Origin of the sequence: Streptosporangium sp. NPDC004379 (genome assembly GCF_042873875.1) — a bacterium.
Taxonomy (GTDB): Bacteria; Actinomycetota; Actinomycetes; order Streptosporangiales; family Streptosporangiaceae; genus Streptosporangium.
This window is the reverse complement of record NZ_JBIAMC010000007.1, coordinates 179,800-203,590: the sequence shown is the minus strand read 5'-3', so window position 1 is coordinate 203,590 and position 23,791 is coordinate 179,800. Positions and strand designations below refer to the sequence as shown.

The window sequence follows — 23,791 nt, the reverse complement described above, 5'->3', positions numbered from 1 at the left end:
GGACGATCCGGGGCCTCGGCCTCATCGCGGGCGCCTGTTTCCCGCTATCGGCGCGGGGAGAGGGGCTCCGCCAGGATGCGCTTCAGGGTGCGCCGGCCCATCCGGCTCATGGCCGGGTTGGTCTCCAGGTAGTACCAGACGACCCCCATCGCCTGCTGGAAGGCCCACGCCCTGCCCCGCTCCCATTCGAGGTCGTCGCACCCGAGCTCCCGGCGGAGCACCCGCCGCGGCCCGGCTTCGAGCAGGTGCCAGGCGCCCACGAGGTCCAGGGCGGGGTCGGCCGGCCCAAAACCGCCGACGTCGAGGATCCCGGCCAGCCGTCCGGCCGACACGAGCACGTTGCCGGGGATGAGGTCGCCGTGGGTCATCACGTCGCCCGCCGTACGCGGGAGGCTCCGGAGGTCCTCCCACATCCGGCGGAGCCGGCGAACGTCCAGGAGTCGTTCGCTGTTCTCGAAACAGGTCTCCATCCACGCGTCGTGGGACCTCAGATCGCCGCCCCTGCCGTCGCCGGCGAACGTACGGCCGTCCGTGCCGATCGCGCGCAGGTCACGGATGAACTCGGCCAGGTCGCGGGCGAACGCGACGGATCCCCCCGGATCCTCGTCGGTCGCCACGACGCCGGGCAGCCACGTCTGCACCGACCACGGAAGCGGGTACCCCGCGCCGGGCTCCCCGAGCGCGACCGGCTCGGGCGTGGGGAACCGCGTACGGCCCGCCAGCTCGCGAGCCGCTTCGGCCTCGGACTCCAGCCACCGCCGCGTCGGTCCGACCTGCCCGGCCCGCAGGGGGAACCGGGCCGTGAAGCGGTCGCCCAGGCGGAAGATGGCGTTGACCGTCCCCTGGGAGGCGACGGCGGCGACGGGCAGGTCCCGCCACCGGGGGAACTGCTCGTCCACCAGCGCGCGCACCGTCTCCGGCGACACCGTCAGCTGATCGTCGTGCATCTTCACACCGGGCAGCCTTCCACCTCCCGCCCTTCTCCCGCCACGGCATCAGCGTCAGGCGCGGCCCTCCGGCGGATCGGCCGTCCCCTCCCGCCCGCGACACCCGCGACGCCCGCGACACCCGCGCCGGCCACGGCGAGCGCCGCTCCCGCCCACATCACCGCGGAGAGCGACACGCCGTCCACGATCCGGCCGCCGGCGAACGAGCCGAACGCGATGGAGACGTTGAAGGCGCCGACGAAGAGGGCCGTGCCCATCTCCCCGCCGCCCGACCGCATGATCCAGAGCTGGAGCGCCACCCCCACGCCGCCGTAGCCCAGACCCCACACCACGAGCATGATCAGGGGCGGGACGGCGAGGGGCAGCGCCGCCGTGGAGAGCGCGATCAGCGCGGCCAGTGTGATCAGGACCGGCCTGGGGTTCCTGGCCGCCCACGCGCCCGCCGCGAAGTTGCCGGCCACGCCCGCTGCGCCGTACAGGAGCAGGGCGGCGCTGACGAAGGCGGGACCGGCGTGTGAGACCTGCTCCAGGAACGGCCGGACGTAGGTGTAGGCCGCGAAGTGTCCGGACACGATCAGGCCGGTCAGGACGAGGACGACCTTGAGCGGGCCGGAGAGCCGGGGGGACCGTCCCTTCGGCGTGGGGGAGGCGGTCTCGCGGGGCGACGGCTCGGCCGCCCCCGCCGGGGATTCGCCGGGGAGGGGCGGCAGGGTGGCGGCCAGCAGCGCGAGCAGGGCCAGGGCCAGCACCCCCACGGAGACGAACGCGGTCCGCCACCCCGCGAACGAGGAGATGAGGGTCCCCGCGGGCACCCCCAGCACCGACGCCACCGACACCCCGGACAGGATGATCGACGTGGCCCGGCCGACGGACCTCTCGGGTACCAGCCGGGGGCCGAGCCCCGCCGCGAAGGCCCAGAACCCGCCGATGCTCACTCCGGTCAGCACCCGGGCGGCCAGCATGACGGGGTGGTTCGGCGCGAACGCGCCCAGCAGGTCGGCCACCGCCAGCAGCGCCATCAGCCCCAGCAACGTGACACGGCGGTCGAGCCGCCGGGCGGTGACCGCCAGTACGGGCGCGGAGACGGCGGCGACCAGTCCGGGCGCCGACATCATCAGCCCGGCCGTCCCATCGGAGACACCGAGGGTGGCGGAGATCGAGGTCAGCAGGCCGACGGGCAGCATCTCGCTGGTCACGATGGCGAAGGTGCCCACCGAGACCGAGAACACCGCGAGCCAGCGCGCCCGGACGGCGGGGGAGACGTCAGTGATGGTCATGCCGTCCAGCCTTCTGCCGTCCACCGGCGGGAACAATGCCGAAGTCCGGAGGCTTGGTTTAGGTGGACTAAACGATCGGACAGAGGTTCAGGCGGAGGTGAGGATGGAGTTCAGGGAACTGGAGTGCTTCATCGTGCTCGGTGAGGAACTGCACTTCGCGCGTACGGCCGAGCGCCTCTACCTGTCACCCGGCCGGGTGAGCCAGCTCATACGCTCACTGGAGGACAGGATCGGCGGCCGGCTCTTCCAGCGGACCAGCAGGCGCGTGAGCCTCACACCCCTGGGTGAACGGTTCCTGGCCGACCTGCGCCCCTCCTACGACGGCCTCGCGAACGCCGTCAGCCGAGCCAGGGCGGACGCCCGCGAGGTGACAGGCGTTATCCGGATCGGCTTCCTCGCCACGCCCACGGACGTCGTCACCGGCAGCGTGCGCGCCTTCGAGCACCGGTACCCGGGGTGCCGGGCGGAGCTCGTGGAGATCCCGCTCTCCGATCCCTTCGGGAAGCTGCGGGCCGGGCAGGTGGACATCACGTTCACGCTGCTCCCGGTGGAGGAGCCCGACCTGGCGGCGGGCGAGGGGCTGAACCGGGTCTCGTACCGGCTGGGCGTGTCCTCGCGCCACCCGCTGGCCGCCCGTTCGAGCATCAGCGCGGAGGAACTGGCCGGTGTTCCCCTGATCGGCCTGGACGGCCCGGCCCCGCGCACGTGGCGGGAGCGTACGGCGCCGTCCGCCACCCCCTCCGGCCGTCCCGTTCCCAGGGCCGGCGCGGTGACCACCGCTCAGGAGGGCCTGACCCAGGTGGCGCTCAACCGGGGTGGCATGTTGTTCTGCGCCCCCACGGCGGTGCACCATCGGCGCCCGGACGTCAGTTTCGTTCCCGTCAGGGGGCTGCCCCCCTCGATCCTCGGTCTGGCCTGGGTGAGGGCGGCGGAGACGGCGGCCATCCGGGCGTTCAACGAGACGGCCGTCGGGCACGCTCTCGGAAGAGCGGTCCTGGTGGCATAGGCCATGGCGGCGGCCGGCCCTCGGTCCGAGCGCCCTTCGCGCTTCGTGGATCTCAGTTCCCGAGGTGCGCGGCGGCGACCCGCCGGGGCACGACCATGCGCCAGGCGTCGGTCACGATCTCCGTGAGCTCGGCGGCGTCGAGCGTGGCCGGCCGTACCCGGACCCAGTTGAACCGCTCGTCGGACGGCACCGGCATGAGGAACCTGTCCGGGTCGGAGCTCACCAGCGCCGCGCGCTCCTCGCGGGGAAAGGCGAACCCCATGAGGGTCTCGTCACGGGACAGCGAGACGTAGACGATCCGCCCCACCCGGAACTTGATCCGGTCGCGGATCAGATGCTCGGTCGTGCGGGGCAGCGAACACGCCACCCGCCGTACGTCCTCCGTGGTCACCATGCTCGCCTCCTGGAAGACGCGCGCCGGTGAGCGGTACGGCCCGCCGGCGGTGGGCGCCGTGATCCGCATCACCGTACACGGACCGCACCCGGCACGGCGGGCGCGGCGGGCTCGGCACCGTGCCGAACCCGCCGCTCCATGCCTGCCCGGTCTCCGGTCAGGACCACCCGGGCCCGTGCCGGGTCGTCAGTGTTGCTGGGTCAGCAGGCCGGGCCGGTAGGGCAGCAGGCCGTAGTCGCCGCCGGAGCTGGGGCTGCGGCCCTGGTAGAGGAGCTGGAGGTTGCAGGGGTCGACGGTCTTGGTCTGGTCGGGGTTGGTGCGGACCAGGTCGCCGTGGCTGATGTCGTTGGTCCAGGTGGCGCCGCTGTTGGCCTTGCCGGCGAAGGGGTTGTTCTCGCTGGCGGCGTTGGGGGTCCAGGCGCCGTCGAGGCTGGTGGCGGTGAAGGAGCGGAAGTAGCGGCCCTGGGATCCCATGGCCTCGACCAGCATGAGGTACTTGTTCTGGCCCTGGAGCTTGTAGACCTCGACGCCTTCGAAGAGGTTGGCCTGGGTGTCGCTCATGATGGTGGTGTAGGCCGAGCCGAAGCTGCCGGGGAAGTTGCCGATGGGCATGCTCGCCCGGTAGATCTTGCCGTTGTCGCCGGCGAAGAACAGGTACATGTTCTTGTCGTCACCGATGAGGGTCTGGTCGATGGGGCCGGTGCCGGAGCCGGAGATGCTTCCGGTGAACAGGGTCTGCTGGGCCGACCAGCCGTTGGCGTTGGCCGGGTCGGTGGAGGTGCGGTAGGAGAAGGCGGTGCCGCCCCACTGGTAGGCCAGGACCCAGATGTTCTTGGGCGCGAAGTAGAACAGGGTCGGGGCGACGGTGGAGAAGTTCATCTTGGTCTGGGTGGCCGAGGCCATGTCCGACCAGTTGGTGAACGGGGCGAAGTTCATCGAGCCCCAGCTGCTGCCGGTGTCGTGGGTGGTGGCGTAGACCAGGTGCTTGCCGTTGTAGACGACGTTGGTGAAGTCCTTGAGCGACACCCAGCCCGACTTCGGGTTCGCCAGCGGGCCGGTCGAGGTCCAGCGGTAGCTCGTGGGGAGGTTGCACGTACCGGGCGACGTCGGAGTGGACGTCGGCGTGACCGTCGGTGACGGGCCGGTGGAGGGGCTGGTGGAAGGACTGGGCGAAGAGGTCACGCCGCCGGTGCAGGTCACGCCGTTGAGGGCGAAGCTCGTCGGCGCCGGGTTGCTGCCGGTGGAGGCGCCGTTGAACCCGAAGTTCGTGCTGCCCCCGGTGGGGAGGCTGCCGTTGTAGTCCACGTTGGACACGGTGACCTGGGAGCCGGACTGGGTGTGGGAGCCGCTCCACAGCTGGGTGATGGTCTGCCCGGCGGAGAACGACCAGGTCAGCTTCCAGCCGTTGATCGGGTCACCGAGGTTGGTGATGTTCACGCTCGCGCCGAAGCCGCCCGGCCACTGGTTGGTCACCGTGTAGTCCACGCGGCATCCGGCTGCGGCGTTGGCCGCCGGTGCGTTCACCGCGCCGACCGTACCGGCCACGCCGACCACGGTGGTGACCCCGGCGGCGAGCCAGAGCCGGAAACGAGGGATTTTCATGCGCACTCCTGGGGTGTTTTCCGCGATGAGAAGCCGTCAACGCTCATATGAAAATCCCGGCGCCCTCACGAGCCGGTCTCAGTCGCGCCCGGGTGAACCGCCATGGGCGCGGCGGGAGGAGATCCCCGTGCCCCTGTCACCAGCACCGGTGTTTCCCGGAATGCTCAGCCGCGGTCGACCGGAAAGGCCGTCGCGAGCGTTCCGAATGCAGAGAGCCGCATTCCGGCCGATATTCCCGTGAATGTTCGGCGGAAGTGGCGGTACGGAATCCCGCCCGTGGCGTCGCCGTACCCGGCCGCGAATGACGACCTCGACCCGGTGTTTGAGGACGACCATTGATGTTAGCGTTAACATTATCTCGCCGACTGACTCTCTTCTCTCGGTGGTGTTCTCTGGGTGGTGGTGAGGCGGAGCAAACCCGACACCGCCGGGCCGCGTCAAGTCCCGCCCCGGGCTCCTCGCCTCTCCACGTGGGGTTCACCGTCCCTTTCCTGGGAGTGGTCGCAACGCTCCGGGCGGGCCACCCTGAAAGTTTCACCTCCCGGGGCACGGTCCCGATCGGGCGGCCGGGCCTGCGAACGATGCCGCACACCAAAGGGGAGATACCGTCTCGGGGCACGGTCCCGATCGGGCGGGCGGGCCCGGTGACGACCAGGACGTGCCGGCCGCGCCTGGTGGCCGGAGTTGCCGACTCGGGAGGTGACGGCTTCGATGAACCCCGTGTCCCGCCCGTCCTCCGCGCCCGTATTCCGGCACCGGCCGCTCCGCCGGATGCTCGCCGCCGTCCTCATGCTCATGTGCCTCGGTCCGCTCACGCTGACGGGCTGCACCCGATCGGAGGGGCCGCCGGCGCTGCCGCCCGCCGGGGTCTACGAGCACGCCGCGGCGGATGAGAGCTCGCGGGCCGAACCGGTCCCGGCCGGCGGCGCGTCAGGGGCTCTCACCCGGCCACTGCGGGAGGCCGGTTGGTTCTGTGCGCAGGTCCGGGCCAATGCGGACGGCCGTGCCCTGTGGTGCCGGATCGGCCGCCGCGACGAGGCGGACACGGTCCAGCAGCAGGTGGCGCAGTTCCTGCTCGACCGTGACGACCGGCTCGCCTGGGCGTGGTTCCCGCCCGCCCCCGCCGGCCGCGAGGACGACCAGGTCGCCGCGGCCGCCGCGCCGGCGCTGACCGCGGTCTGGCCCGGCGCCGGTGACCGTGTGCGGCAGGAGATCGACGACTTCGACCTCGAGACCCGTATGACGCGGCCGAGTGACGGCATCTCCCGGACGCGGTGGCGGGACGCGCACGCGGACTACGGCTACGACGGGCACAGCGGACTGGTCGTCACCGCCCGGGACGCCTCCGTACGGCGCTGGCCGTTCGGCTCCGAGCACTACGCGACCACGATGAGCTCCGCTGTCGATGATCTTCTGGCCGGTGGTTACGACTGCTTCTATCCACCCCAGCAGAGCTGCAACCGCCTCCGGTCGAACGGCTACTTCCATGTCACCCTCCGCGGTGACCAGATCATCACGGCCCGGTTCGGCATCGGCAGCCTGATCGAGTCGGGGCGGCAACGGCACCCGATCGCCGAGGAGTTCCCGCACGGCCTCACCTTCCTCACCGAGGCGGTCCGCCGTCCCGTCACGGAGCGCATCGAACGGTCCCGGCGATCCGGCACAGGCTTCACCGGCATCGTGGCCGGAACGGTCGTGATCATCGATGCGAGCCGGGGCGCCGTCGAGGGGGACGACCTGGTGGCGTACTTCGACATCCAGATCGGCGCACCGCTGGCCGCGACCTGATCACACGAGCCGGAGCGGTGCCTCGGGCAGCTTCGCGACTCCTCATGGTGGTCGATCCGGCGGGCGGGTGAGGACCGTGGAGACGATCGATGCCCGGATAGGGGATATGTTTCCGGCCCGGTCTCACGTGCCCGGAGCGGGTGACGGGAACCGAACCCGCGCCGACGGCCTGGAAAGCGCGTGAATCACGCCTCATAAGGCGTTGAGCTGGGTGTCCGGCCGGGCGCGGACAGCCGTGGCGGCCCCCGTCACGCTGTCCGGCGGCATACGGCGACCGTTCGGTAGGGGCCCCTATCAGCCACCCCCAGAAAATAGGTTTATTCCATGTTCATTCTAGATTCATTCATTGTTTATGTGCGAAACATGTAGCGAGCGCGGCGGTGATGACTCGCCGTTCGGTAATACCTCTCGCTACTGGAGGCGATCCCCATGTCAGCACCGGTGTCCCGTCGTTCGTTCCTCGGCCGCAGCGCCGCAGGAGGTCTGGGAATCGCTCTCGCAGGAAGCATCGAGGCCATCGCGGAGACCGGCACCGCCCGGGCCGCCACCCGCACCCTCCAGGGGTACGGCCCGCTGGTCCCCGATCCGGCCGGGCTGTTCAGCCTGCCTTCCGGGTTCTCGTACAGGATCGTCGCCGAGGCGGGCGTGACGCGGCTGGACAGCGGCGAGCCCACTCCGAGCGACCCCGACGGCATGGCCTGGTTCGCCAGGCGCGACGGCGGGGCGCTGGTGTGCAATCACGAGATCGTCTTCGAAGAGCCCTATGCCGTGCCCACGCTGCCCCGCCTCACCTACGACCCCGGCGCGCGCGGCGGCACCACCACCATCGAACTCACCGCCGGAGGCGAGCGCGTCAGGGAGTACGTCAGCCTCGCCGGCACGCTCAACAACTGCGCGGGCGGCCGCACCCCGTGGAACTCCTGGCTGAGCTGCGAGGAGGCGGAGTACCTGGCGACCGGGCCGCTTCAGAAGGACCACGGCTACGTCTTCGAGGTGCACGCCCTCGACCAGGAGGCCAACCTGGACCCCGTTCCGCTGAAGTTCCTCGGCCGCTACGCGCACGAGGCCGTCGCGGTGGACCCGCTCACCTACGCCATCTACCTCACCGAGGACGCCGACAGCCCCAACGGCCTGTACTACCGCTGGCTCCCCCCGCAGCGCTTCCGCGGCGGCAAGGGAGCCCTGCGCGCGCTGGCCCTGTCCCCGGGGGGCGACACCGCGGGGCAGCTGCAGGTGATGAGCTGCTACGAGGGCCGCAGGCACGTCAACGACCTGTCGGAGGCCACCCGGCCGGGCACCACCTACCAGGTGCGCTGGGTGGACGTGCCCGACCGCGACGCCCGCACCACCTCGATCCGCCGTCAGCTGACCAACGGCCAGGTGACCCGCGCCCACAAGCTGGAGGGCGCCTACTGGGGCGAGGGCGGCGCGTACTTCGTCTCCAGCTTCGCCCGCGCCTCCGACGGCAGCGCCCGCGAGCACGACGGCCAGGTGTGGTTCTACGACCCCCGCACCGGCACGGCCACCCTCAAGACCATCTTCGGCGTCAACCCCGACCCCGCGACCGGCTACGACGGGCCCGACAACATCACGCTGTCACCGCACGGCGGGCTGATCCTGGCGGAGGACGGCGAGGGCTACAACCATCTGGTGGGGGTGACCCGGGACGGCGTCCCCTACCTGCTGGCCCGCCACGAGGCCAGCGAGAGCGAGCTCTCCGGCCCCACCTTCAACGGCGACGGCTCGATCCTGTTCGCCAACATCTACTCGCCCGGCCACGTCCTGGCCATCACCGGCCCGTGGAAGCGCACCTGAGCACTCACCGGTATGTTCGGCCGGCCGTGAGTGACCGCGGCCGGTCCCCCGTCACCCTGTCCGCCGGCACGCTGACGGAACGGCGCTCAGGCTCGTGATCTCAGCCGTCGCCACGCGCTCTGGACGGTGTCGCCGGCGAGGTCGTCCCGGGCACGCCTGCCCTGTCCCGTGCGGGCGGTGGGTCAGACGGCGCCGGTCTTCACCGCGGCGACCGCCAGCGTGGTGTAGGCCATCGTGAAACGGCCCCCGATCGCGTCGACGGCGGTCCCGACGGCTGCCAGCACCTCGGCCAGTCTGTCCGCCGGAAGCCGGGTGAGGCCACCGGTCGTGGGCAGCAGGTCCAGCCATTCATCGCGGGTGTAGGGCTGCTCCCAGTCGAACCGCCACTGCTCCGGGTCGCCGAACCCGCTGTCCGTCTCCCGGATTCCGTCGGAGAACGTGGCCATCATCGTCTGGTAGACGTCAGCTGCCTGCCTCGGCGGCCGGCCGTTGAACGGCGAGTCGGGCACCACTCGCCGGTAGGCCGTGGCGAAGGCCTCCGCGACGGCGGGGGGAGGGGCGAAGGCGTGCGCGAACACCGCCAGCAGGCCACCGGGCCGCAGCACCCGGGCCGCCTTGACCGCGCCCGCGACCGGGTCCACCCAGTGCCAGGACTGGCCCGCGATGACCGCGTCGAACGATCGGCCGGCCGGATCCCATGCCTCGAACGTCGCCACCTCGACCTCGATCCCGCTGCGCCGCGCGAACTCGGCCATCCGCGCGTCCGGATCGACGCCCAGCACCGTGCAGCCGGCCGCCTGGAACTGTCTGGCCTCGATGCCGGTGCCGCAGCCGACGTCGAGGACGTCGGGACCGGGGGCGGTGGCGACGATCCGCTCCACCAGGGAGTCGGGATAACGGGGCCGGGCCCGGTCGTAGCGTTCGGTGTCCACCCCGAACGACTCCGCCATCCGCCGGGCCTTGTGAGGTTCGTTCCCGGAAGGGGGTGATTGTTCCTGCGGTTTAGTGGGCATGTGCCCACCATAATGGGCGAGTGCCCACCTGTCGATCGGGTACCCTTTCGCGGGGAGCGTAAGGAGGGATGTGCGGTGCCGACCGGGGTGCACATCCGCGACGCGCGCCGGCAGTTGTTCGACGCCGCCGAGCGCGTCCTGCTCCAGGACGGGCCGAACGCACTGACCAGCCGCGCGGTCACCATCGAGGCGGGCGTCGCCAAGGGCGTCCTGCACCGGCACTTCCCCGACTTCGACGCCTTCCTCACCGAACTCGTGCAGGACCGCATCGCCCGGATCGATGGTCAGGCCGCTGCCCTCCGCGAATCCGCCGGAACCGGCACCGTCGCCGGTAACCTCACCGGCGCGCTGATAGACCTGTTCGACCCCGTCGCGGTGGCGATCGTCAGCCTCGTCATCTTCCGGGACGAACTGCGCGTACGGCTGCGCCGAGCCAGACCGGCCCATGGCATCCCGGTCCTGGCGGAAGCCACGGCCATGATCGCTTCCTATCTCAACGACGAGTGCGAGATGGGCCGTATCGCAGCCGACGCCGACGTCGACGCGCTCGCGCTCTCACTGATCGGGGTCGGGCATCTGCTCTTCGCCGGCAGAGAGGACGCCCCGCCGGAGATCGGAGCCGTCGACACGGTCGTGACCACGGTCATCGCCGACGTCATGCAACGACGACTGCTGTAGACCACCCAGCGGCGAACCGCTCACCGCAGGGTCACTGCGAGAGCAGGCCGCGCCCTGACGGATCATGACCAGTACGGTGCGGCTGCCGCCACAGACCGTCTATGACGTGCTCGACGCTCTGGAGCGCGGGGAGCTCGTCGAAGCGGTTACGGCCCTGCGTAGCTGAGCGAGAGCCGCAGCACCGGATGCCACAGCCATCAAGTGCAATCGACGCCCCGCATGCACACCACTGATCGCTCCCCTGACAGGAACGCGAAGCGTCTGCGCCTCCGTCGTCCTGATGCCCGGTGGACCGGGGAAGCCATGGACCGTCGATCGCCCCCGACTCTCACAAGGATCACATGAAGGTGGCACCGGTCCAGGATGCTTCGGTTTCCCCGGTCACGTACGGCCCTGGCTCGGGTAGCGTGATCACTACGGAGCCGGGGTTCCCTGGGAGACAAAAGAGGTCGAGCATGCGAGATGAGCAGGCTCCCTTGTGGCGAGTGGGTCTTCGTGGTCTCGGGCAAGGCGCCGCCGGAGGTTTTCTGGCAAGCCTCCTCCTGCTGTGGCTCTGTAACAGCGATCTCTGGCCCCTGAGTACGGTCTTCGATTGGCAGAGCGTCATCGGTTATACGGTGATCGCGGGCTGGATCAGAGGCTTGAGCGTGGTCCTCACTGAGCACAAACGCCGGAAGGCGGCCACCAAGGAGGCCGGCCAAGTGGCGTCCGGCTCGACGGAGCGTGCCGCAACCGACGAAGCCTCATAGGCATCCCGATACTGCGCCGAGCGCATCGGGGCGACGGCATGACCCCTGCTGCCGGCCGTCTACGGCACGGTCCAGGACGCCTCGGGTACGGCACCGGCAATGGTGGAGGCTCTGCTCCCCGCCGATCGGCACGAGCCGGAAGACGCCTCTCCGATCAGCTGGATTCCGCTCTTCCCTCATCCGCCTCGTCCCACCCCGAAAGGGCAACAGTTCGGGGAGAGCGGGGCAAGCGGGCCGACGCACCGAGCACGAGCAGCAGCAACCCCGCCGAGACCCAGGCGGCCCAGTCTCCCAGGGCGGTGTAGAGGGTGGCCGTGCCCTCCTGAGGCAGGGTGGCCGTGACCGTGGTCATGCCCGTCATGCCGGTGCGGCGCTCGGTCACGATCCGGCCGCGGTCGTCGCTGACCGTGAGCAGTCCCCCGCGTGCGGCGCGGGCCACCGCCAGGCCGTTCTCCACGCCGCGCACCACCGCCATGCGGCTGTGCAGCCACGCGTCCTCGTCGAAGTCCCAGGACGGCGCGAGCAGGGCGGCGACGCCGGCCTTGCCGTACTCCCTGACCAGGCCGGGGAAGTCCAGGTCCTTACAGATGATGAGGCCGAGCCGGTCGCCGTCGAGGAAGGCCAGGCCGGTGCCGGGCCGGAACCCGAGCTCCACTCCGGGGATCATGTGGTGCTTGTCGTAGCGCACGCCGGAGGGGTAGCTCACCGCGCTGTTGGTCTCCATGGCGATCCCCGCGATCACCTCCGCGCCCGGTCTGGCGAACGGCAGGTCGGCGGTCTTGAAGACCTTCTCGGGCAGCACCACGATCTCCGCGCCGCGGGCCACCGCGGCGTCCACGGCCTCGCCGTACCGGCGGACGAGATCCTGGGAGTCGTCCGTCGCGATCAGCGCGACCTTCCGTCCCCCGGTGTCGGCAGGCGTCGCGAGCCGCACGAAACCGTGGGTGAGCGTGAACGCGACCAGTACACCCGAGATCACCGCGGCGCGTGGCCGCAGGACCGCGATGGAGGCGGGCACGAACAGCAGGAGGAAGGTGATGCCCCAGACCCCGGTGACCGAGGCGGTCTGCAGGACGGGCAGGCAGTCGGCCTGCGTGTACGCCAGGTTCCACCAGGCGCCGTGCGGTGCGGCGAGGTTCATGACGTATTCGGTGGTGACCCAGACGGCCGGTACGGCCGAAGCCGCCAGGAGCGGCCTGCCGCGCACGATCAGCGTGCGGAAGAGCAGCACGCCCAGGCCGTAACAGATCGCGGGGACGGCGATGAAGGCGGCGGCCAGTACGGGTGGCATCTCAAGGGGTCCGGTGAAGTACGGCCACATCTGCGCCTGGCTGATGAGCCAGACCAGCGTCCCGGCGGCGAAAGCCGTACCTCTGCCCGCCCGGCGAGCCAGGAACAGGACGGGGAGCGGCGCGAGCCAGGTGACCCACCAGACGGGATGGAGACCGGTGCCGAAGTGCGTCAGGACGGCGGAGGCGAGGGTGAGGAGGATGCGTTGCATGCCGACGATCGTGCTTTTCCCCACCCCGCGGGCGCGTCATCCGCGGGTGTGATCTCCGTTGTCACTCCTGCCGGCGACCACCAGCCCGGACTCGTAGGCGAGCACCACGGCCTGGACCCGGTCCCGCAGGTCCAGTTTGGTGAGCATGCGGCTGACGTGTGTCTTGACCGTGTGCTCGGTGACCACGAGCGCGGCGGCGATCTCCGCGTTCGACAGACCGTGCGCGACCAGCCTCAGCGTCTCGCGCTCGCGTTCGGTCAGTGCGTCCAGCCTTGCCGCCAGCCGGGGGACGACGCCGTGGGCGGGTCTGCGCACCAGGTCCTCGAGCAGCCTCCTGGTCGCCGCCGGAGCCAGCAGGGCCTCACCCGAGGCGACGGTACGGACGGCGTGAGCCAGCTCGTCACGCCGGATGTCCTTGAGCAGGAAACCGCTCGCTCCCGCCCGGACCGCGTCGTAGACGTACTCGTCGAGATCGAACATGGTCAGCACGAGCACCTTGGCGGCGGTGGCGGCGCAGATCTCCCTGGTCGCCTCGATGCCGTTCTTACCCGGCATGCGCACGTCCATCAGGACCACGTCCGGCTGGAGCCGCCTGGCCGCGGCGATCGCCTCCTCACCGTCGGCGGCCTCACCGACCACCTCCATGTCCGGCTGCGCCCCGAGGATCAGCCCGAACGCCGCGCGGAAGAGGTCCTGGTCGTCGGCGATGAGCACCCGCAACATGCGGGCTATTCAAGCGGAAATTCGGCTCTCACCGTGAACCCCCCGGCCTGCCCCGGCCCGGCCCTGAGCGTCCCGCCGCATGCCGCCGCCCGTTCCCGCATCCCGGTCAGCCCGTACCCGCCGCGCTCGCCCGGCCCCCGCCCGTCGTCGGTGATCTCCACCGTCAGGCGCTCCCCCCAGGTCAGAGCGACGTGTACGGCACGCGTACCGGAGTGCTTGCGCACATTGGTGAGCGCCTCCTGAACGATCCGGTAGACGGCGGCCTCGACGCTCTCGGGGACCGGGCGCGGGGGACCGGCGATCGTGCTCACCACATCCAGACCGCTGCGGCCGAGCAGCGCGGGGAGGTTGGCCAGACGTGGCTGGAACAGCAACTCGCTCAGGCGCTCGTCGGCATGGCCGCCCACCGGTCCGCTGCCTCCGCCGGGGGTCCGCAGCGTGGTGAGCACCTCCCGGAGTTCGGCCAGCGCACCTCTTCCCCTGTCGGCGATCGCATCGAAAACCGCTTCGGCCCTGTCCGGGTCGTTGCGTGCCACCACCGGCCCGGCTTCGGCCTGGACCACCATAAGCCCGACGGAGTGGGTGATGATGTCATGCATGTCGCGCGCGATCCGAGTGCGTTCCTCGGCCGCCGCCGCGATGTGCTCCTGCTCCTGCCGCCGCGCCCGCTCGGTGAGCTCGGTGGCTCGCGAGCGGCTCGCCCTGACACTGGTGCCCAGTGCGTAGGCGGCCACGAAGGCGGTCCCCACCAGCCGGAAGGTCTCGTCGTTCTCCCCCGGCAGCACCAACGAGGTCCCCACGGCCACCACGATCGCCGGAATGGCCGCCAACCTCTTCCACGTGGGACTCAGGTCGGCGATCGTGTAGACGGCGAGCAGCGGCCCGAAGGGCAGCAACGGCTTCTCCCACATCACCAGCACCGACATCGCCGCCCCGACCACCACCGCCACCGCCATCGGCGCCCGCCTGCGCCACCCCACCGGCGCCGACGCCAGCAACCCCAGCCCGATGATCCACCACGGCGCGGGGGCGGGCAGGAGAAGCGGCATCACCGTGGCCAGGACCACGCCCGCCGTAAGCGCCCCGTCAACCACCCTGTGAGTCCGGCCCGCTGTGAACATCCGCCCATTATCTGGATCCGTCCGCCCGCCGCCCTCACTCTCAAGAGTGATCATTCCGGCCACGCCACGCAGCGGGACGTGAGCTCATGGGCCGCCTTCCATGTACCCATGGCAGACAGGACGATCAGGCTCCTACCTCAGCTGCTCACAGACCGGCCGCGACGAGCACGCCCTTGGCGATCATTCCGGAGTCGGAGCGTCCGGCAGGGGCCATGAGGTTGAAGGGGTGATGATTGCGGCTGGACCGGTACGTTTTGCACATGCAGATCATCTACCGTCCACGTTGGTCGCTCGCCTTTTTCTCCGGTGGAGTCGGTGCCATCGTGCTCGCCGTCGTCTATTGGGCCCTGGCCATCGCCCTCGGCCTGCCCGCGAATCTGACGGCAGGGGTCGCCCTGTCCGTGAGTGTGCTGTATCTGCTCTTCATCGTGATGAAGGTGCGGCGCCGGAGCCTGACGGTCACCGAAGAGGGAATGATCTCTCAGAGAGATACCTTCAGGGTCGCGGTGAACTGGGCGGACTTCGTTGGTGTGCAGTCCGAACGCATCGGAGGTCTGTATTCGGTCGACGTGATGACCTTCAGCGTCGGCGCCGTGGAGCCGGTGGATGTGAAGGGCCGTAGGCGGAAGGCGGTTCCCCCGAAGGTGCACACGATCGGTGCCGATCGACGGATTCAGGTAGGCGTATACGCCTCTGATTGGCATACGGGGCCGATCGGCGAACTGGTTGCGCGTCACTCCTCGCAGGGCGAGGCGGTCGGGTAGGAGTCAGGAAGGTCTCGCCCTGATGTGGCGGTGCGCCGCGGGGGTCGGTGTCTGCGTTGGGTACGGCGGGTGTGCGGGGCGGTGGACGGCCCTGGGCGCCGCCGGCCGGGACCGGCGCTCACGCCGCACGCCCGCCCGGTGGGCGGAAGAGGGCCGGCTGTCTCAGAAGGTCGTGGCGGAGCGCTCCGGGATGTCCCAACCCGCCCTGTCTCGCATCGAGGGCGGGGGCGGTATCCCAGATATAGCGACTCTGCTGTGCCTCGGTGCGGCAACGGGGGTTCGGTTCCGGGTCGAGCCCGTCGTCGATGACGACACCACTGAAATCGAGCCTCTAACGGTGCATCACCGACAGCTCACGACCGCATAAGTCGCAGGCAGCCACTTCGAGGCTCAGTCTGGAGGCCGCCGTTGCCCCTTGCGCGGTACCGTCTCCGTCGCGACAGGCTTGCTCGGGACCGGTCAGCGTCAGGGGGTGCGAGGCCCGCTCCTCACACATCCCGGCTTCTGTAGGTGGCTTGCAGGTCGATCAGCTTCTCCTTGGCCACCTCGTCCAAGGCCCGGCGCTGATCCGGATCCTCCTCCCAGGTGGCCTCCGCGCACAGGACCCGAGCCGCCTCGTGCGGCTCGGCGTCGCGTACCACGTACCAGACGGTGTCGCCACAGCCGCGTCTATCGTGGTCCTGGCGCAGGACCGTCACGATGCCGGAGACGAGGACCTGCCTGGTCCACGGGTTCCTGGCCAGAACCTGCCGATCCACTGTCAGGCCGCCGTCCATGAGCTCGCCGCCGAGAATGTCGTTCTCCCACCGCCACACGCGGCGGCTGACACCCGGGGGTACATACAGGGCGCCACGGCCTTCGACCGGCACAGAGAACGTCCGGGTGTCGCGGTGGCACAACTCCTTGGCGATGCGCTCGCCGTCGGCGTACTCGCGCAGCCGATCCTCGCCCGGGAATGATCCCCGCCGTGCCCGCTCGGCGTAGTAGAGGTCGATCAGCGGATCCTTGAACCGCCCCGCACGCGCCCGCGGCGGGGTGCAGGAGGCCAGGGTGAGCTCCGCTCCGTCCTCGATGTCGACCCCGGCCTCGCGCAGCGACTCGTGAACGGTGACGCCCCTGTCCTCGGCCCTGCGGCTCAACCTGCGCAGCCAGCCGTCGAAGGTGTCCAGGTCCGGGTCCGGGCGCAGCGATGCCCAGTCCGCCACCGCCGAGACCGGCACCGGCACCTCCCGTCGCGCCGGCGGTTGCACGAGCTGCTCGGGCTCGAGGTCGATCGAGTAGTACAGCACTCCGCGTGCGATATAGGAGAACGGCGCCGCGTGCGTGATCGGGTCGAAGACATCCCGAATCGGCCAGAACCTCAGCAGCCATGTCTCATCGCACTCACCCGTGGCATGTCCGTCGCCCGGCTCGGGCTCACGCAGGTACATGTGCACGCCGTACTCGAAATGCGGCGGCCCGATCAGGAAGTCATGTCCCTTGCCGTCCATCATCGAGATGATCGCGACCACGCCGCTCTCCGCGATGAACGTCGCCGAATCGGCCGGCGTCCACGAGGCGTCCGCGGGCCCCGGCTCGGCATCCCAGGCCTCCAGCCGCACGGCCGCGACGAAGTGGTAGATCTCGTCGGTGGGGGAGCTCCACCCCGGCAGGTCGGTGCCGTCCAGCCCGAACGTGTTGTACTCGACGTAGACCTCGTCGTCGAGCCTTCGCAGCAACTGTGCCATGTCAACGCCTTCGCCCTGTTGATGATCATCCTGGTTCGGCGGAGTATGGCCCACCGCACCGACAGTCCGAGGCGCGCCGCACACCTTCTGATCGTGAACGTTCTGGGCCGCGGAAACCGCGGTGGATCCCCACGACACCTCCCGCACACACGCCCGTCGCGGTCACCGCGCCGCGAAGAACCGCGTCACCCAGGCGAGTCCCGATGTACGGCGTGCGGGCAGGTCCGCGCACGCCGACGTCAACGCGGCCAAGAACATTCTCAGGGCAGGGCTCGGCGTCTATTCGCTCTGAGCCGGCTTCCGCGCTGCCCCAGGACCCACGTAGTAGTGCAGCAGGGCGTTTTCGCCCGCCGCGTTCAGCCACTCGGCGCGGGCGCTCGCCACACGTCGCCATCCGGCACGTTCGTACAGGGAGATGGCCGCGTGGCCGTCGTCGGACACATCGAGCACGAGAGGTATTCCTAGAGCGGCGGCCTTCGTGCCGACCACGTCGAGGAGGCGAGTGGCATGCCCGTGGCCTCGTCCCTGGGGAGTGACGAAGAGCCGAGTGATCGATCCGACCGGACCGACCGGCGTACCGATGGCCCGGGTGAGAGGCGCTTCAAGCGTTGCCGCGTCCAGCTGTGAGAGCCCCACGTGTCCGACGACGTCAGAGCCTTCGACCACCACCCATGCTTCAACAAGGCCGGAAGGGGTCAGCCATCGCCCGGGATCGGAGGGCCAGTCCACCGGGTAGCGATCGGAAGCATGCACGGTGGCGAGAGCGTCGACGCAGGCATGCAGATCCTCGGTGGTTCTCGGACGGATCGAGGGACTCATCACCCGGTGATTCTCGGGGAGTGAGCCTGATCGGTTCCAGTCAGGAATCGCGCGACGGTCAGGATCATGACCTCAGCCATTGCCACCAGGACGGCTTGATGACCCGAGCGGTCGTTCCGTACGGCGCCTCACCCGTGACGGCGTACTTGAAGAACGACTCAAGCTCATGTTCGGCTCCGTTGCCGATCCGCTTGGCGACCTTGCTGTGCGGATAGCCTCGAAGTCCGTCAGGGCTCTCCACGGCGGCGGCGCTCTCGGCCGTGCAGTACATCCACGACCAGTCGCCGCTTCGAACGATCATCTCGCCCAGGTACGCCCCCGCACCCATGATCACGCTATGAGTGATCTCTGGGGATGGATTGGAAGCCGCGAACTCGGTGCAGTAGTTGTCGAGATGATGAATGAGCGCCGGGTCCCAGTTGAAGGAGTATCCGGCCTCCCGCGTGTGCTCGACGAAGTGTTCGGCCAGCCCACGCATGTACTCTGCCGTCTCGGCGTCACTCGGTGGCGGCTCCTGCTGTGACTTTCTGCGCAACGTTCACTCCCGGACCTCAGCCCTGATCATCCGCGTAGCCTCCCACAGGACGATTCGAGAGAGGAAGATCGATTACCCAGCGTGCCACCTCGCCTGCTCATTCCGTCTGTCGTCGAACCGTCCGCAGGGAAAGCGGGGCAGGGTTTGACCGTCATGATGGAGCGCCCCGCCGGAGGCTGAGTCCTCACAGATCATGACCAGTACGGTGCGGCTGTGGCTGATTTCGAGGCGTGGGCGCGGTTGTCGCTGTGGGAGCAGGCGGATCTTCTGGTGAGCACCGCTGAGATCGTGATCGACCGCCCTGCCGGTTCGGCGCATCCCAAGGTGAGGAGCTTCGTCTATCCGCTCGACTATGGCTTCCTGAGGGACACGCAGGGAGGGGACGGTGAGGGGATCGACGTGTGGGTTGGCTCGGTGGCTGCCCCGGTCGTGTCCGCCGTGGCGTGCACGGTGGATCTGGTGAAGCGGAATTCCGAGGTCAAGTTCCTGTGGCGGTGCTCACCGGAGGAGATCGCGGTGGTGGAGCGCTTCTACGCGCCGCAGCCCCAGGCCGCAGTGGTGATCCGACGCCCGAGCTGAGGAGTCGAGCGGTGGGGCGCCGTTGGTCGGTGCGGTGGTTTGGCACGGCGGGCGAGTTGTACGACGACGGCCCGAGGCGCCGCCGGCCGGGACCGGCCCTCTGCCACACGCCCGAACGGCGTGCGGCAGAGGGCCAGGGTATGACGGCGCACCGCCGCTTGAAGCGCGTGATGAAGACCAGGACACCGGAACGGCCGCGGGGTGATCCGGAACCTGATGGCCCGCTGGTGGCCCGCGAAGATCGGACAGCTCAGAGAACAATCAAGGCCCGGGTCGGGATCTACCCTGACCTGGGCCTTCTCAGTGGAGCGGGTGACGGGAATCGAACCCGCGCTGTCAGCTTGGGAAGTGCAGGGATCTTGGCGCGTAGGGGCACTGACCTGGGGCCGAGGCCGGTCGTGAGTGACCGTGGTTGACCCCTCGTTGCCCCACTTAATGGCCCGGTGATCAGTCTGCGACCTGGTGTTTCTCGCGCGACGCGTGCATCCCGGGCCAGTCGGTGTAGCGGGTCACCTCTGGGTCGCCGGTGAACGCGTGCACGGCTGCGTGATCACTGGCACGGAAGTCACGCAGCCGCAGCCTAGGTGTGGTCAGTTCCATGATCTCAAGTATGGGCGCACCCAGGATGAGAGCCGCAGCCCAGAGTGCGGCTCTATGAAATGTCTAGCTTCGTCACGATGCATGGTGACGATCCGTTACGCTGCCCAGCGTCAAACTATGATCTTGAGGAGAGTGAACCAGACAATGCGTAGATTCAAGCAGGCAGCGGTGTTCACGGTCGCCACGGCAGTCGCACTTGCCGGTTCCGTGGTCATGAGCAGCCCGGCAATGGCCGCGTCATCGCCGATCGCGGCGTGCGGCGGCGGCAGCTACCGCGTCATCGACAGCCACGCCATCAGCGGGCTCGCCACGATTTACCTGCTCTACAACGGCAGCACCAACTGTGTGGTGACGTGGAAGAGCAGCAAGTACCAGGGCGGTTACACCCTCACGGGGGCCACCATTCAAAGGAAGGGCGGCAGCAAGATTAGTGACACCGGCTCCTACAAGATCTACGCCGGTCCCGTGAAGGTCAATGCTGCCGGCACCTGTGTCTCGTGGGGAGGCCATGCTTCGAACAGCGCCGGTGTTGGTGAGGGCTGGCAATCGAGCTGGACTCACTGCGGCTGATCACCGAGACAGGTCGTCATTTCAACGTCGGGGTGACTCGGCCCCGGGTTCACCGGGGCGCGAGTCCCCTTCCGTGCGCGGGCGAACGACTGGTGTCGAGAATGACTGCCCATACGCTTGCGTTCCACCTCGGCCGGGCGCGCAGTGACCGTACTTGCGCACCGACAGAGACCTTCTGACCAGGGTCGGCGGTATGAGCCAAGGCCCGGACGGGGATCGTGTCCCCATCTGAGTCTTCACACGTCGATCTGCTGGCTGAGCGTGGTGTCCTGCTCGACGAGCCTTACACCCGGCAACTCCGCGGCAAGCTGCGAGAGCTGCGGTTCCACCTGCACCGGGAGGCGGTACGGGTCACGTACTGGATCGCTCCGGGAAGGCGGATCATCATGCTGACGGTGTTCCGCAAGCAGCGGATGCGGGAGTCCGCCGAGATCGAGCGTGCGTGGCGGGCCATGCGGCGGTGTGTCGCTGAGGCCCACACCGCAGATGAGGAGTGAGCGGCATGGGGGAACGCAGAGCCTGGGCGGACAAGAAGGCCGAGATCATGAGCCGCCCCGGTGCGGGAGCGGCATACGAGGCGGCCAGGATCCGCTTCGAGCTGGGTGAGGTGGTGCGGCTGCGGCGTGAGCAGCTTGGGCTGACCCAGGCGGAGCTGGCCGAACGCACAGGGCTGAAGCAGCCGGCGGTGGCGCGGTTCGAAGCGGGGGGGGATGCCCACCATCCCGATGCTGGAGCGGCTGGCGGAGGCTTTGGAGATGCGGCTGAGCGTCCGGTTCCAGCCGCTGCGGGAGGCGAGCTGATCTCACCGGAGGGGCATTCGACCTCACAAGGTGCTGGAACCACCTCTGGAACGATCAAGGCCCAGGGCGGAATCTTTCCTGACCTGGGCCTTTCGGGTGGAGCGGGTGACGGGAATCGAACCCGCGCTGTCAGCTTGGGAAGTACATCGAGTACGACTGGTAGGGCTGCCGGCCTGGGCTTCGAGCCGGTCGTGAGTGACCGTGGTTGACCCCTCGCCACCCTGGTTAATGGCCCGCTAATGGCCCGGCGGTCACCCTGGCTCTACCTCGCAACATGGGATCCTCGGCACATGTATACGATCATGAACAGCTTTCCCGATCCCCTACCCGAGTTCTCTGCTTGCGGCTGCTCGGACATCTACTACTGCCCGCAGTCCAGAGAGGTCGAATGCCCCCGGCACAGTGGCTTCGATGTCTGCTGCGACGTACTTGATCAGCACATCCTGCTCCATGCATGACCACCAGTTTGGAAGGCTTCGGGCCATCGTCGCTTGACTTGCGGATGTGCAGGCCAGGAGGCATACGACACTATCCGCGAGTCCCCGTAAGTACCCCTCGTTGACTGCCTTGTCTGGCACGACCGTGGCACGAGAATTCATTTCTCGCTAGTTCACATGAGAACTGACATGATCCATACCCCGCTATGGCAGGAATGGAAGGGCACGCTGCATGAGTGAAAGCGCACCGGAGTTGACTGCTGAGCTGATCGTGGACAGCGCCGTTCCCCTGTATCCGGTGGTCTCCCCGGACGGCCGCTGGGTCGCCTATGCGGTCACCCCGATCGGAATGCGGGAGGAGCATCCGACCGGCGCCCTCTGGGTCGCCGCCGCCGACGGGAGCTCACCCCCCAGGAAGCTGACCGCGGGGACGGCGAAGGACTCCGTCCCGCGGTGGGCGCCGGATTCGGCGTCGCTCTTCTTCGTCTCGGACCGGATGAAGCGGGGCGTCCCCCAGTTGCACCGGATATCGCTCGACGGCGGGGAGGCCGAGGCCCTGACCGCTTGGAAGGGCGGGATCTCCGATCATCTCCCGCTCGCCGATCCCCATGTGGTGGCCGTGGTCGCCGCGGACGAGCCGACCGAGGAGGACGAGCGCAGGAAGGCCGAGCGCGACGACGCGAAGGTGTGGGGAGAGCGGGTGCCCTACGGCCGGTTGCGGCTGCTCGATCTCGGCACTGGAGAGCTCCGGGTGGTGGAGCGACTCGGCGACAGGCACGTCGTCGAGGTGGTCCAGCGGCCGGACGGCGGCCCGTTGGCGGTCATCAGCTGGGCCTGCCCTGAGCTCGATTCCAGCGCTTCCACCGCCGGGTTGCACGTGGTCGATCCTGTCACCGGTGCGGTCCACGATCTCGGCCGGATCGAGTGGCAGGCGTGCTCGCCGACCTGGTGGAGCCTCCACGACGTCTGGCATGTGGCCTACCTGGCGGTGACCCCGCCCAGCCCGGTCGGAGGCCTGGCCGTTCTCGACGTCACCGTACCCGCGGCCGATACCGCGGGCGAGCAGCGCAACCTGACCGCGGGCATGACCGTCTGCCCGACCGACCTCGCGCAGGTCGCGGACGGCCCGCCGCTGGCGCTGTTCGCCGACGGGCTCGACACCGCGATCTACCGGCTCGACCCTGAGGCGCAGCGCTTCGTGCGGATGTCCACGCGAGACGGCCGTGTCGATTCGCTCACGGTGAGCCGCTCGGGTGAGGTGGTCGCCGCTCGGGCGAGCACGGCCTACGAGCCCATGAACGTTCACGCCGGACCTCCCGGCGGTCGGCTCATCCGGCTCAGCGACACCAGACCGGAACTGCGCCAGATCAGGTGGGGAACCCAGGAACGCCTCTCCTACAAGGCGTCCGACGGCCTCGACCTCGACGGGCTCCTGATCCTGCCGGCGGGCAGGAGCCGGCAGGACGGCCCGTTCCCGCTCGTCACCCTGGTGCACGGCGGTCCCGACGACCGGTACACCGACGAGTTCAATCTCGCCTGGTTCCCCTCGGGGCAGTGGCTCGCGACCGCGGGATACGCGGTCTTCCTGCCCAACCCGCGAGGCGGTTGGGGACACGGCCATGAGTTCGCGGCGGCGGTCGCGGGCCGGGTCGGTCTGGAGGAATGGACCGACATCGTCAGCGGGATCGACCTGCTGATCGCCGACGGAGTCGCGGATCCGGACCGGCTCGGAATCGGCGGAGGGAGCCACGGCGGATTCATGGCCGCCTGGGCGATCGGGCAGACCGACCGGTTCAAGGCCGCGCTGATGGGCTCCGGCATCAGCGACTGGGGAATGCTCGTCGCGACCGGCGAACAGGCAACCTTGGATGCGGGGCTCGGCGGCAGTGCCGGCTGGGAGGGGTCCGGCCCGCACCCGCACGACCGGCTCAGTCCGATCTCGTTCGCCTCGAAGATCCGCACCCCGGTGCTGATCCGGCACGGCGAGAACGACACGAACGTGCCGCTCAGCCAGGCGACGTTCTTCCACCGCGCGCTGCGTCACTTCGGCGTCGAGCACGAGTTCGTCGTCTACCCGCGAGAGGGACACTCCTTCAGGGAACGCAACCACCAGATCGACGTGCTCCGGCGTACCCGTGCGTGGTTCGACCGATGGCTCGGTGACCCGGCATCGGATCAGAACCGGATCTGACCCGGCCGCCCTGTTCCCGCAGAGTGGGTTCGCCGCCTCCGGGGGACCTTGGTGGTGCCTGGGCAAGGTCGAGGGGCGTGGCCGGCGAAATGCAGTAACCACCCGTAGGAGGGGAATCGACCCCCTGACCTACAGTTTGCAAGACTGCGGCGTGT

Annotated in this window: 24 protein-coding genes and 1 pseudogene; 13 read left to right on the top strand and 12 right to left on the bottom strand. The window is 69.2% G+C overall.

The genetic code is table 11. The features are described 5' to 3' along the window. Window positions 1-44: 44 nt before the first annotated feature. Together ACFYSC_RS17640 and ACFYSC_RS17635 are read right to left on the bottom strand one after the other, a co-directional pair. Window positions 45-947 (bottom strand): aminoglycoside phosphotransferase family protein, encoded by a 903-nt coding sequence (locus ACFYSC_RS17640; protein WP_389962213.1) that lies wholly within the window; start codon window positions 945-947, stop codon window positions 45-47. Between the two features lie 2 nt (window positions 948-949). Next, window positions 950-2,224 (bottom strand): MFS transporter, encoded by a 1,275-nt coding sequence (locus ACFYSC_RS17635; protein WP_389962210.1) that lies wholly within the window; start codon window positions 2,222-2,224, stop codon window positions 950-952. Between the two features lie 103 nt (window positions 2,225-2,327). On the opposite strand from ACFYSC_RS17635, the gene ACFYSC_RS17630 reads away from it, so the two are divergent. Further along, window positions 2,328-3,230, top strand: a complete 903-nt coding sequence (locus ACFYSC_RS17630; protein ID WP_389962207.1) for a LysR family transcriptional regulator — start codon at window positions 2,328-2,330, stop codon at window positions 3,228-3,230. 52 nt (window positions 3,231-3,282) lie between these two features. Here the strand turns inward: ACFYSC_RS17630 and ACFYSC_RS17625 are convergent, their stop codons facing one another. After that, window positions 3,283-3,624 carry an MmcQ/YjbR family DNA-binding protein gene (locus ACFYSC_RS17625; protein WP_362936742.1) on the bottom strand — a complete coding sequence of 114 codons (342 nt, stop codon included), beginning with the start codon at window positions 3,622-3,624 and terminating at the stop codon, window positions 3,283-3,285. 186 nt (window positions 3,625-3,810) lie between these two features. After that, window positions 3,811-5,226, bottom strand: coding sequence for a non-reducing end alpha-L-arabinofuranosidase family hydrolase (locus ACFYSC_RS17620; protein ID WP_389962204.1), 1,416 nt, complete (start codon window positions 5,224-5,226; stop codon window positions 3,811-3,813). Between the two features lie 711 nt (window positions 5,227-5,937). Between ACFYSC_RS17620 and ACFYSC_RS17615 the strand changes: the two genes are divergently transcribed. Together ACFYSC_RS17615 and ACFYSC_RS17610 are read left to right on the top strand one after the other, a co-directional pair. Next, window positions 5,938-7,014 carry a hypothetical protein gene (locus ACFYSC_RS17615; RefSeq protein WP_389962201.1) on the top strand — a complete coding sequence of 359 codons (1,077 nt, stop codon included), beginning with the start codon at window positions 5,938-5,940 and terminating at the stop codon, window positions 7,012-7,014. Between the two features lie 429 nt (window positions 7,015-7,443). After that, window positions 7,444-8,829, top strand: a complete 1,386-nt coding sequence (locus tag ACFYSC_RS17610) for an alkaline phosphatase PhoX (RefSeq protein WP_389962198.1) — start codon at window positions 7,444-7,446, stop codon at window positions 8,827-8,829. A gap of 182 nt (window positions 8,830-9,011) precedes the next feature. Here ACFYSC_RS17610 and ACFYSC_RS17605 read toward each other — a convergent pair whose 3' ends face one another. After that, window positions 9,012-9,842, bottom strand: a complete 831-nt coding sequence (locus ACFYSC_RS17605; RefSeq protein ID WP_389962195.1) for a class I SAM-dependent methyltransferase — start codon at window positions 9,840-9,842, stop codon at window positions 9,012-9,014. A 75-nt stretch (window positions 9,843-9,917) separates the two neighbouring features. On the opposite strand from ACFYSC_RS17605, the gene ACFYSC_RS17600 reads away from it, so the two are divergent. Both ACFYSC_RS17600 and ACFYSC_RS17595 read left to right on the top strand, forming a co-directional pair. Next, window positions 9,918-10,520, top strand: a complete 603-nt coding sequence (locus ACFYSC_RS17600) for a TetR/AcrR family transcriptional regulator (RefSeq protein WP_389962192.1) — start codon at window positions 9,918-9,920, stop codon at window positions 10,518-10,520. Between the two features lie 455 nt (window positions 10,521-10,975). Further along, a complete protein-coding gene (locus tag ACFYSC_RS17595) occupies window positions 10,976-11,269 on the top strand; it encodes a hypothetical protein (protein WP_389962189.1) in 294 nt (97 codons plus the stop codon). A 154-nt stretch (window positions 11,270-11,423) separates the two neighbouring features. Here the strand turns inward: ACFYSC_RS17595 and ACFYSC_RS17590 are convergent, their stop codons facing one another. The 3 genes from ACFYSC_RS17590 to ACFYSC_RS17580 are packed head-to-tail and all read right to left on the bottom strand — an operon-like array spanning window position 11,424 to window position 14,587. Then, a complete protein-coding gene (locus ACFYSC_RS17590; protein WP_389962186.1) occupies window positions 11,424-12,770 on the bottom strand; it encodes a hypothetical protein in 1,347 nt (448 codons plus the stop codon). A 36-nt stretch (window positions 12,771-12,806) separates the two neighbouring features. After that, complete coding sequence (locus ACFYSC_RS17585; RefSeq protein WP_389962183.1) at window positions 12,807-13,493, bottom strand: response regulator; 687 nt, start codon at window positions 13,491-13,493, stop codon at window positions 12,807-12,809. A 5-nt stretch (window positions 13,494-13,498) separates the two neighbouring features. After that, window positions 13,499-14,587, bottom strand: coding sequence for a sensor histidine kinase (locus ACFYSC_RS17580; protein WP_389962180.1), 1,089 nt, complete (start codon window positions 14,585-14,587; stop codon window positions 13,499-13,501). A gap of 287 nt (window positions 14,588-14,874) precedes the next feature. Here ACFYSC_RS17580 and ACFYSC_RS17575 point away from each other — a divergent pair, with 287 nt between their 5' ends. Both ACFYSC_RS17575 and ACFYSC_RS17570 read left to right on the top strand, forming a co-directional pair. Continuing rightward, window positions 14,875-15,378, top strand: coding sequence for a hypothetical protein (locus tag ACFYSC_RS17575; protein ID WP_389962177.1), 504 nt, complete (start codon window positions 14,875-14,877; stop codon window positions 15,376-15,378). Window positions 15,379-15,400: 22 nt separating this feature from the next. Beyond that, the gene (locus ACFYSC_RS17570; RefSeq protein WP_389962176.1) at window positions 15,401-15,745 is read left to right on the top strand and encodes a helix-turn-helix domain-containing protein; all 345 of its coding nucleotides are present in this window, start codon (window positions 15,401-15,403) and stop codon (window positions 15,743-15,745) included. A 121-nt stretch (window positions 15,746-15,866) separates the two neighbouring features. Here the strand turns inward: ACFYSC_RS17570 and ACFYSC_RS17565 are convergent, their stop codons facing one another. Further along, window positions 15,867-17,105: a hypothetical protein gene (locus tag ACFYSC_RS17565; RefSeq protein ID WP_389962174.1), complete on the bottom strand. Its 1,239-nt coding sequence runs from the start codon at window positions 17,103-17,105 to the stop codon at window positions 15,867-15,869. 121 nt (window positions 17,106-17,226) lie between these two features. On the opposite strand from ACFYSC_RS17565, the gene ACFYSC_RS17560 reads away from it, so the two are divergent. Beyond that, window positions 17,227-17,397, top strand: a complete 171-nt coding sequence (locus tag ACFYSC_RS17560) for a hypothetical protein (RefSeq protein WP_362947023.1) — start codon at window positions 17,227-17,229, stop codon at window positions 17,395-17,397. On the opposite strand, the gene ACFYSC_RS17555 is transcribed toward ACFYSC_RS17560, so the two are convergent. Together ACFYSC_RS17555 and ACFYSC_RS17550 are read right to left on the bottom strand one after the other, a co-directional pair. Beyond that, a complete protein-coding gene (locus ACFYSC_RS17555) occupies window positions 17,385-17,924 on the bottom strand; it encodes a GNAT family N-acetyltransferase (RefSeq protein ID WP_389962171.1) in 540 nt (179 codons plus the stop codon). The two genes, ACFYSC_RS17560 and ACFYSC_RS17555, sit on opposite strands and share 13 nt — an antisense overlap. 64 nt (window positions 17,925-17,988) lie before the next feature. After that, window positions 17,989-18,459, bottom strand: a complete 471-nt coding sequence (locus ACFYSC_RS17550; RefSeq protein WP_389962169.1) for a hypothetical protein — start codon at window positions 18,457-18,459, stop codon at window positions 17,989-17,991. Between the two features lie 213 nt (window positions 18,460-18,672). On the opposite strand from ACFYSC_RS17550, the gene ACFYSC_RS17545 reads away from it, so the two are divergent. Then, a complete protein-coding gene (locus ACFYSC_RS17545; protein ID WP_389962167.1) occupies window positions 18,673-19,038 on the top strand; it encodes an Inorganic pyrophosphatase in 366 nt (121 codons plus the stop codon). A gap of 447 nt (window positions 19,039-19,485) precedes the next feature. Here ACFYSC_RS17545 and ACFYSC_RS17540 read toward each other — a convergent pair whose 3' ends face one another. Beyond that, window positions 19,486-19,638, bottom strand: a complete 153-nt coding sequence (locus ACFYSC_RS17540) for a GNAT family N-acetyltransferase (protein ID WP_389962165.1) — start codon at window positions 19,636-19,638, stop codon at window positions 19,486-19,488. A 132-nt stretch (window positions 19,639-19,770) separates the two neighbouring features. Between ACFYSC_RS17540 and ACFYSC_RS17535 the strand changes: the two genes are divergently transcribed. The 4 genes and pseudogenes from ACFYSC_RS17535 to ACFYSC_RS17520 all read left to right on the top strand — a co-directional run bounded on the left by ACFYSC_RS17535 (window position 19,771) and on the right by ACFYSC_RS17520 (window position 23,636). Continuing rightward, window positions 19,771-20,208: a spore-associated protein A gene (locus ACFYSC_RS17535; RefSeq protein WP_389962164.1), complete on the top strand. Its 438-nt coding sequence runs from the start codon at window positions 19,771-19,773 to the stop codon at window positions 20,206-20,208. Window positions 20,209-20,426: 218 nt separating this feature from the next. Further along, window positions 20,427-20,705, top strand: a complete 279-nt coding sequence (locus tag ACFYSC_RS17530) for a type II toxin-antitoxin system RelE/ParE family toxin (protein WP_389962162.1) — start codon at window positions 20,427-20,429, stop codon at window positions 20,703-20,705. 5 nt (window positions 20,706-20,710) lie between these two features. Continuing rightward, window positions 20,711-20,872, top strand: a pseudogene (locus ACFYSC_RS17525) (helix-turn-helix domain-containing protein); the annotation flags it as partial. 805 nt (window positions 20,873-21,677) lie between these two features. After that, window positions 21,678-23,636: a S9 family peptidase gene (locus ACFYSC_RS17520; protein WP_389962160.1), complete on the top strand. Its 1,959-nt coding sequence runs from the start codon at window positions 21,678-21,680 to the stop codon at window positions 23,634-23,636. Window positions 23,637-23,791 lie beyond the last annotated feature (155 nt).

What these genes read in the sequence shown, in the direction of transcription:
- ACFYSC_RS17640 (WP_389962213.1), bottom strand. Translation starts at nt 947, where the DNA reads ATGCACGACGATCAGCTGACGGTGTCGCCGGAGACGGTGCGCGCGCTG.
- ACFYSC_RS17635 (WP_389962210.1), bottom strand. Translation starts at nt 2,224, where the DNA reads ATGACCATCACTGACGTCTCCCCCGCCGTCCGGGCGCGCTGGCTCGCG.
- ACFYSC_RS17630 (WP_389962207.1), top strand. Translation starts at nt 2,328, where the DNA reads ATGGAGTTCAGGGAACTGGAGTGCTTCATCGTGCTCGGTGAGGAACTG.
- ACFYSC_RS17625 (WP_362936742.1), bottom strand. Translation starts at nt 3,624, where the DNA reads ATGGTGACCACGGAGGACGTACGGCGGGTGGCGTGTTCGCTGCCCCGC.
- ACFYSC_RS17620 (WP_389962204.1), bottom strand. Translation starts at nt 5,226, where the DNA reads ATGAAAATCCCTCGTTTCCGGCTCTGGCTCGCCGCCGGGGTCACCACC.
- ACFYSC_RS17615 (WP_389962201.1), top strand. Translation starts at nt 5,938, where the DNA reads ATGAACCCCGTGTCCCGCCCGTCCTCCGCGCCCGTATTCCGGCACCGG.
- ACFYSC_RS17610 (WP_389962198.1), top strand. Translation starts at nt 7,444, where the DNA reads ATGTCAGCACCGGTGTCCCGTCGTTCGTTCCTCGGCCGCAGCGCCGCA.
- ACFYSC_RS17605 (WP_389962195.1), bottom strand. Translation starts at nt 9,842, where the DNA reads ATGCCCACTAAACCGCAGGAACAATCACCCCCTTCCGGGAACGAACCT.
- ACFYSC_RS17595 (WP_389962189.1), top strand. Translation starts at nt 10,976, where the DNA reads ATGCGAGATGAGCAGGCTCCCTTGTGGCGAGTGGGTCTTCGTGGTCTC.
- ACFYSC_RS17590 (WP_389962186.1), bottom strand. Translation starts at nt 12,770, where the DNA reads ATGCAACGCATCCTCCTCACCCTCGCCTCCGCCGTCCTGACGCACTTC.
- ACFYSC_RS17585 (WP_389962183.1), bottom strand. Translation starts at nt 13,493, where the DNA reads ATGTTGCGGGTGCTCATCGCCGACGACCAGGACCTCTTCCGCGCGGCG.
- ACFYSC_RS17575 (WP_389962177.1), top strand. Translation starts at nt 14,875, where the DNA reads ATGCAGATCATCTACCGTCCACGTTGGTCGCTCGCCTTTTTCTCCGGT.
- ACFYSC_RS17570 (WP_389962176.1), top strand. Translation starts at nt 15,401, where the DNA reads ATGTGGCGGTGCGCCGCGGGGGTCGGTGTCTGCGTTGGGTACGGCGGG.
- ACFYSC_RS17565 (WP_389962174.1), bottom strand. Translation starts at nt 17,105, where the DNA reads ATGGCACAGTTGCTGCGAAGGCTCGACGACGAGGTCTACGTCGAGTAC.
- ACFYSC_RS17555 (WP_389962171.1), bottom strand. Translation starts at nt 17,924, where the DNA reads ATGAGTCCCTCGATCCGTCCGAGAACCACCGAGGATCTGCATGCCTGC.
- ACFYSC_RS17540 (WP_389962165.1), bottom strand. Translation starts at nt 19,638, where the DNA reads ATGGAACTGACCACACCTAGGCTGCGGCTGCGTGACTTCCGTGCCAGT.
- ACFYSC_RS17520 (WP_389962160.1), top strand. Translation starts at nt 21,678, where the DNA reads ATGAGTGAAAGCGCACCGGAGTTGACTGCTGAGCTGATCGTGGACAGC.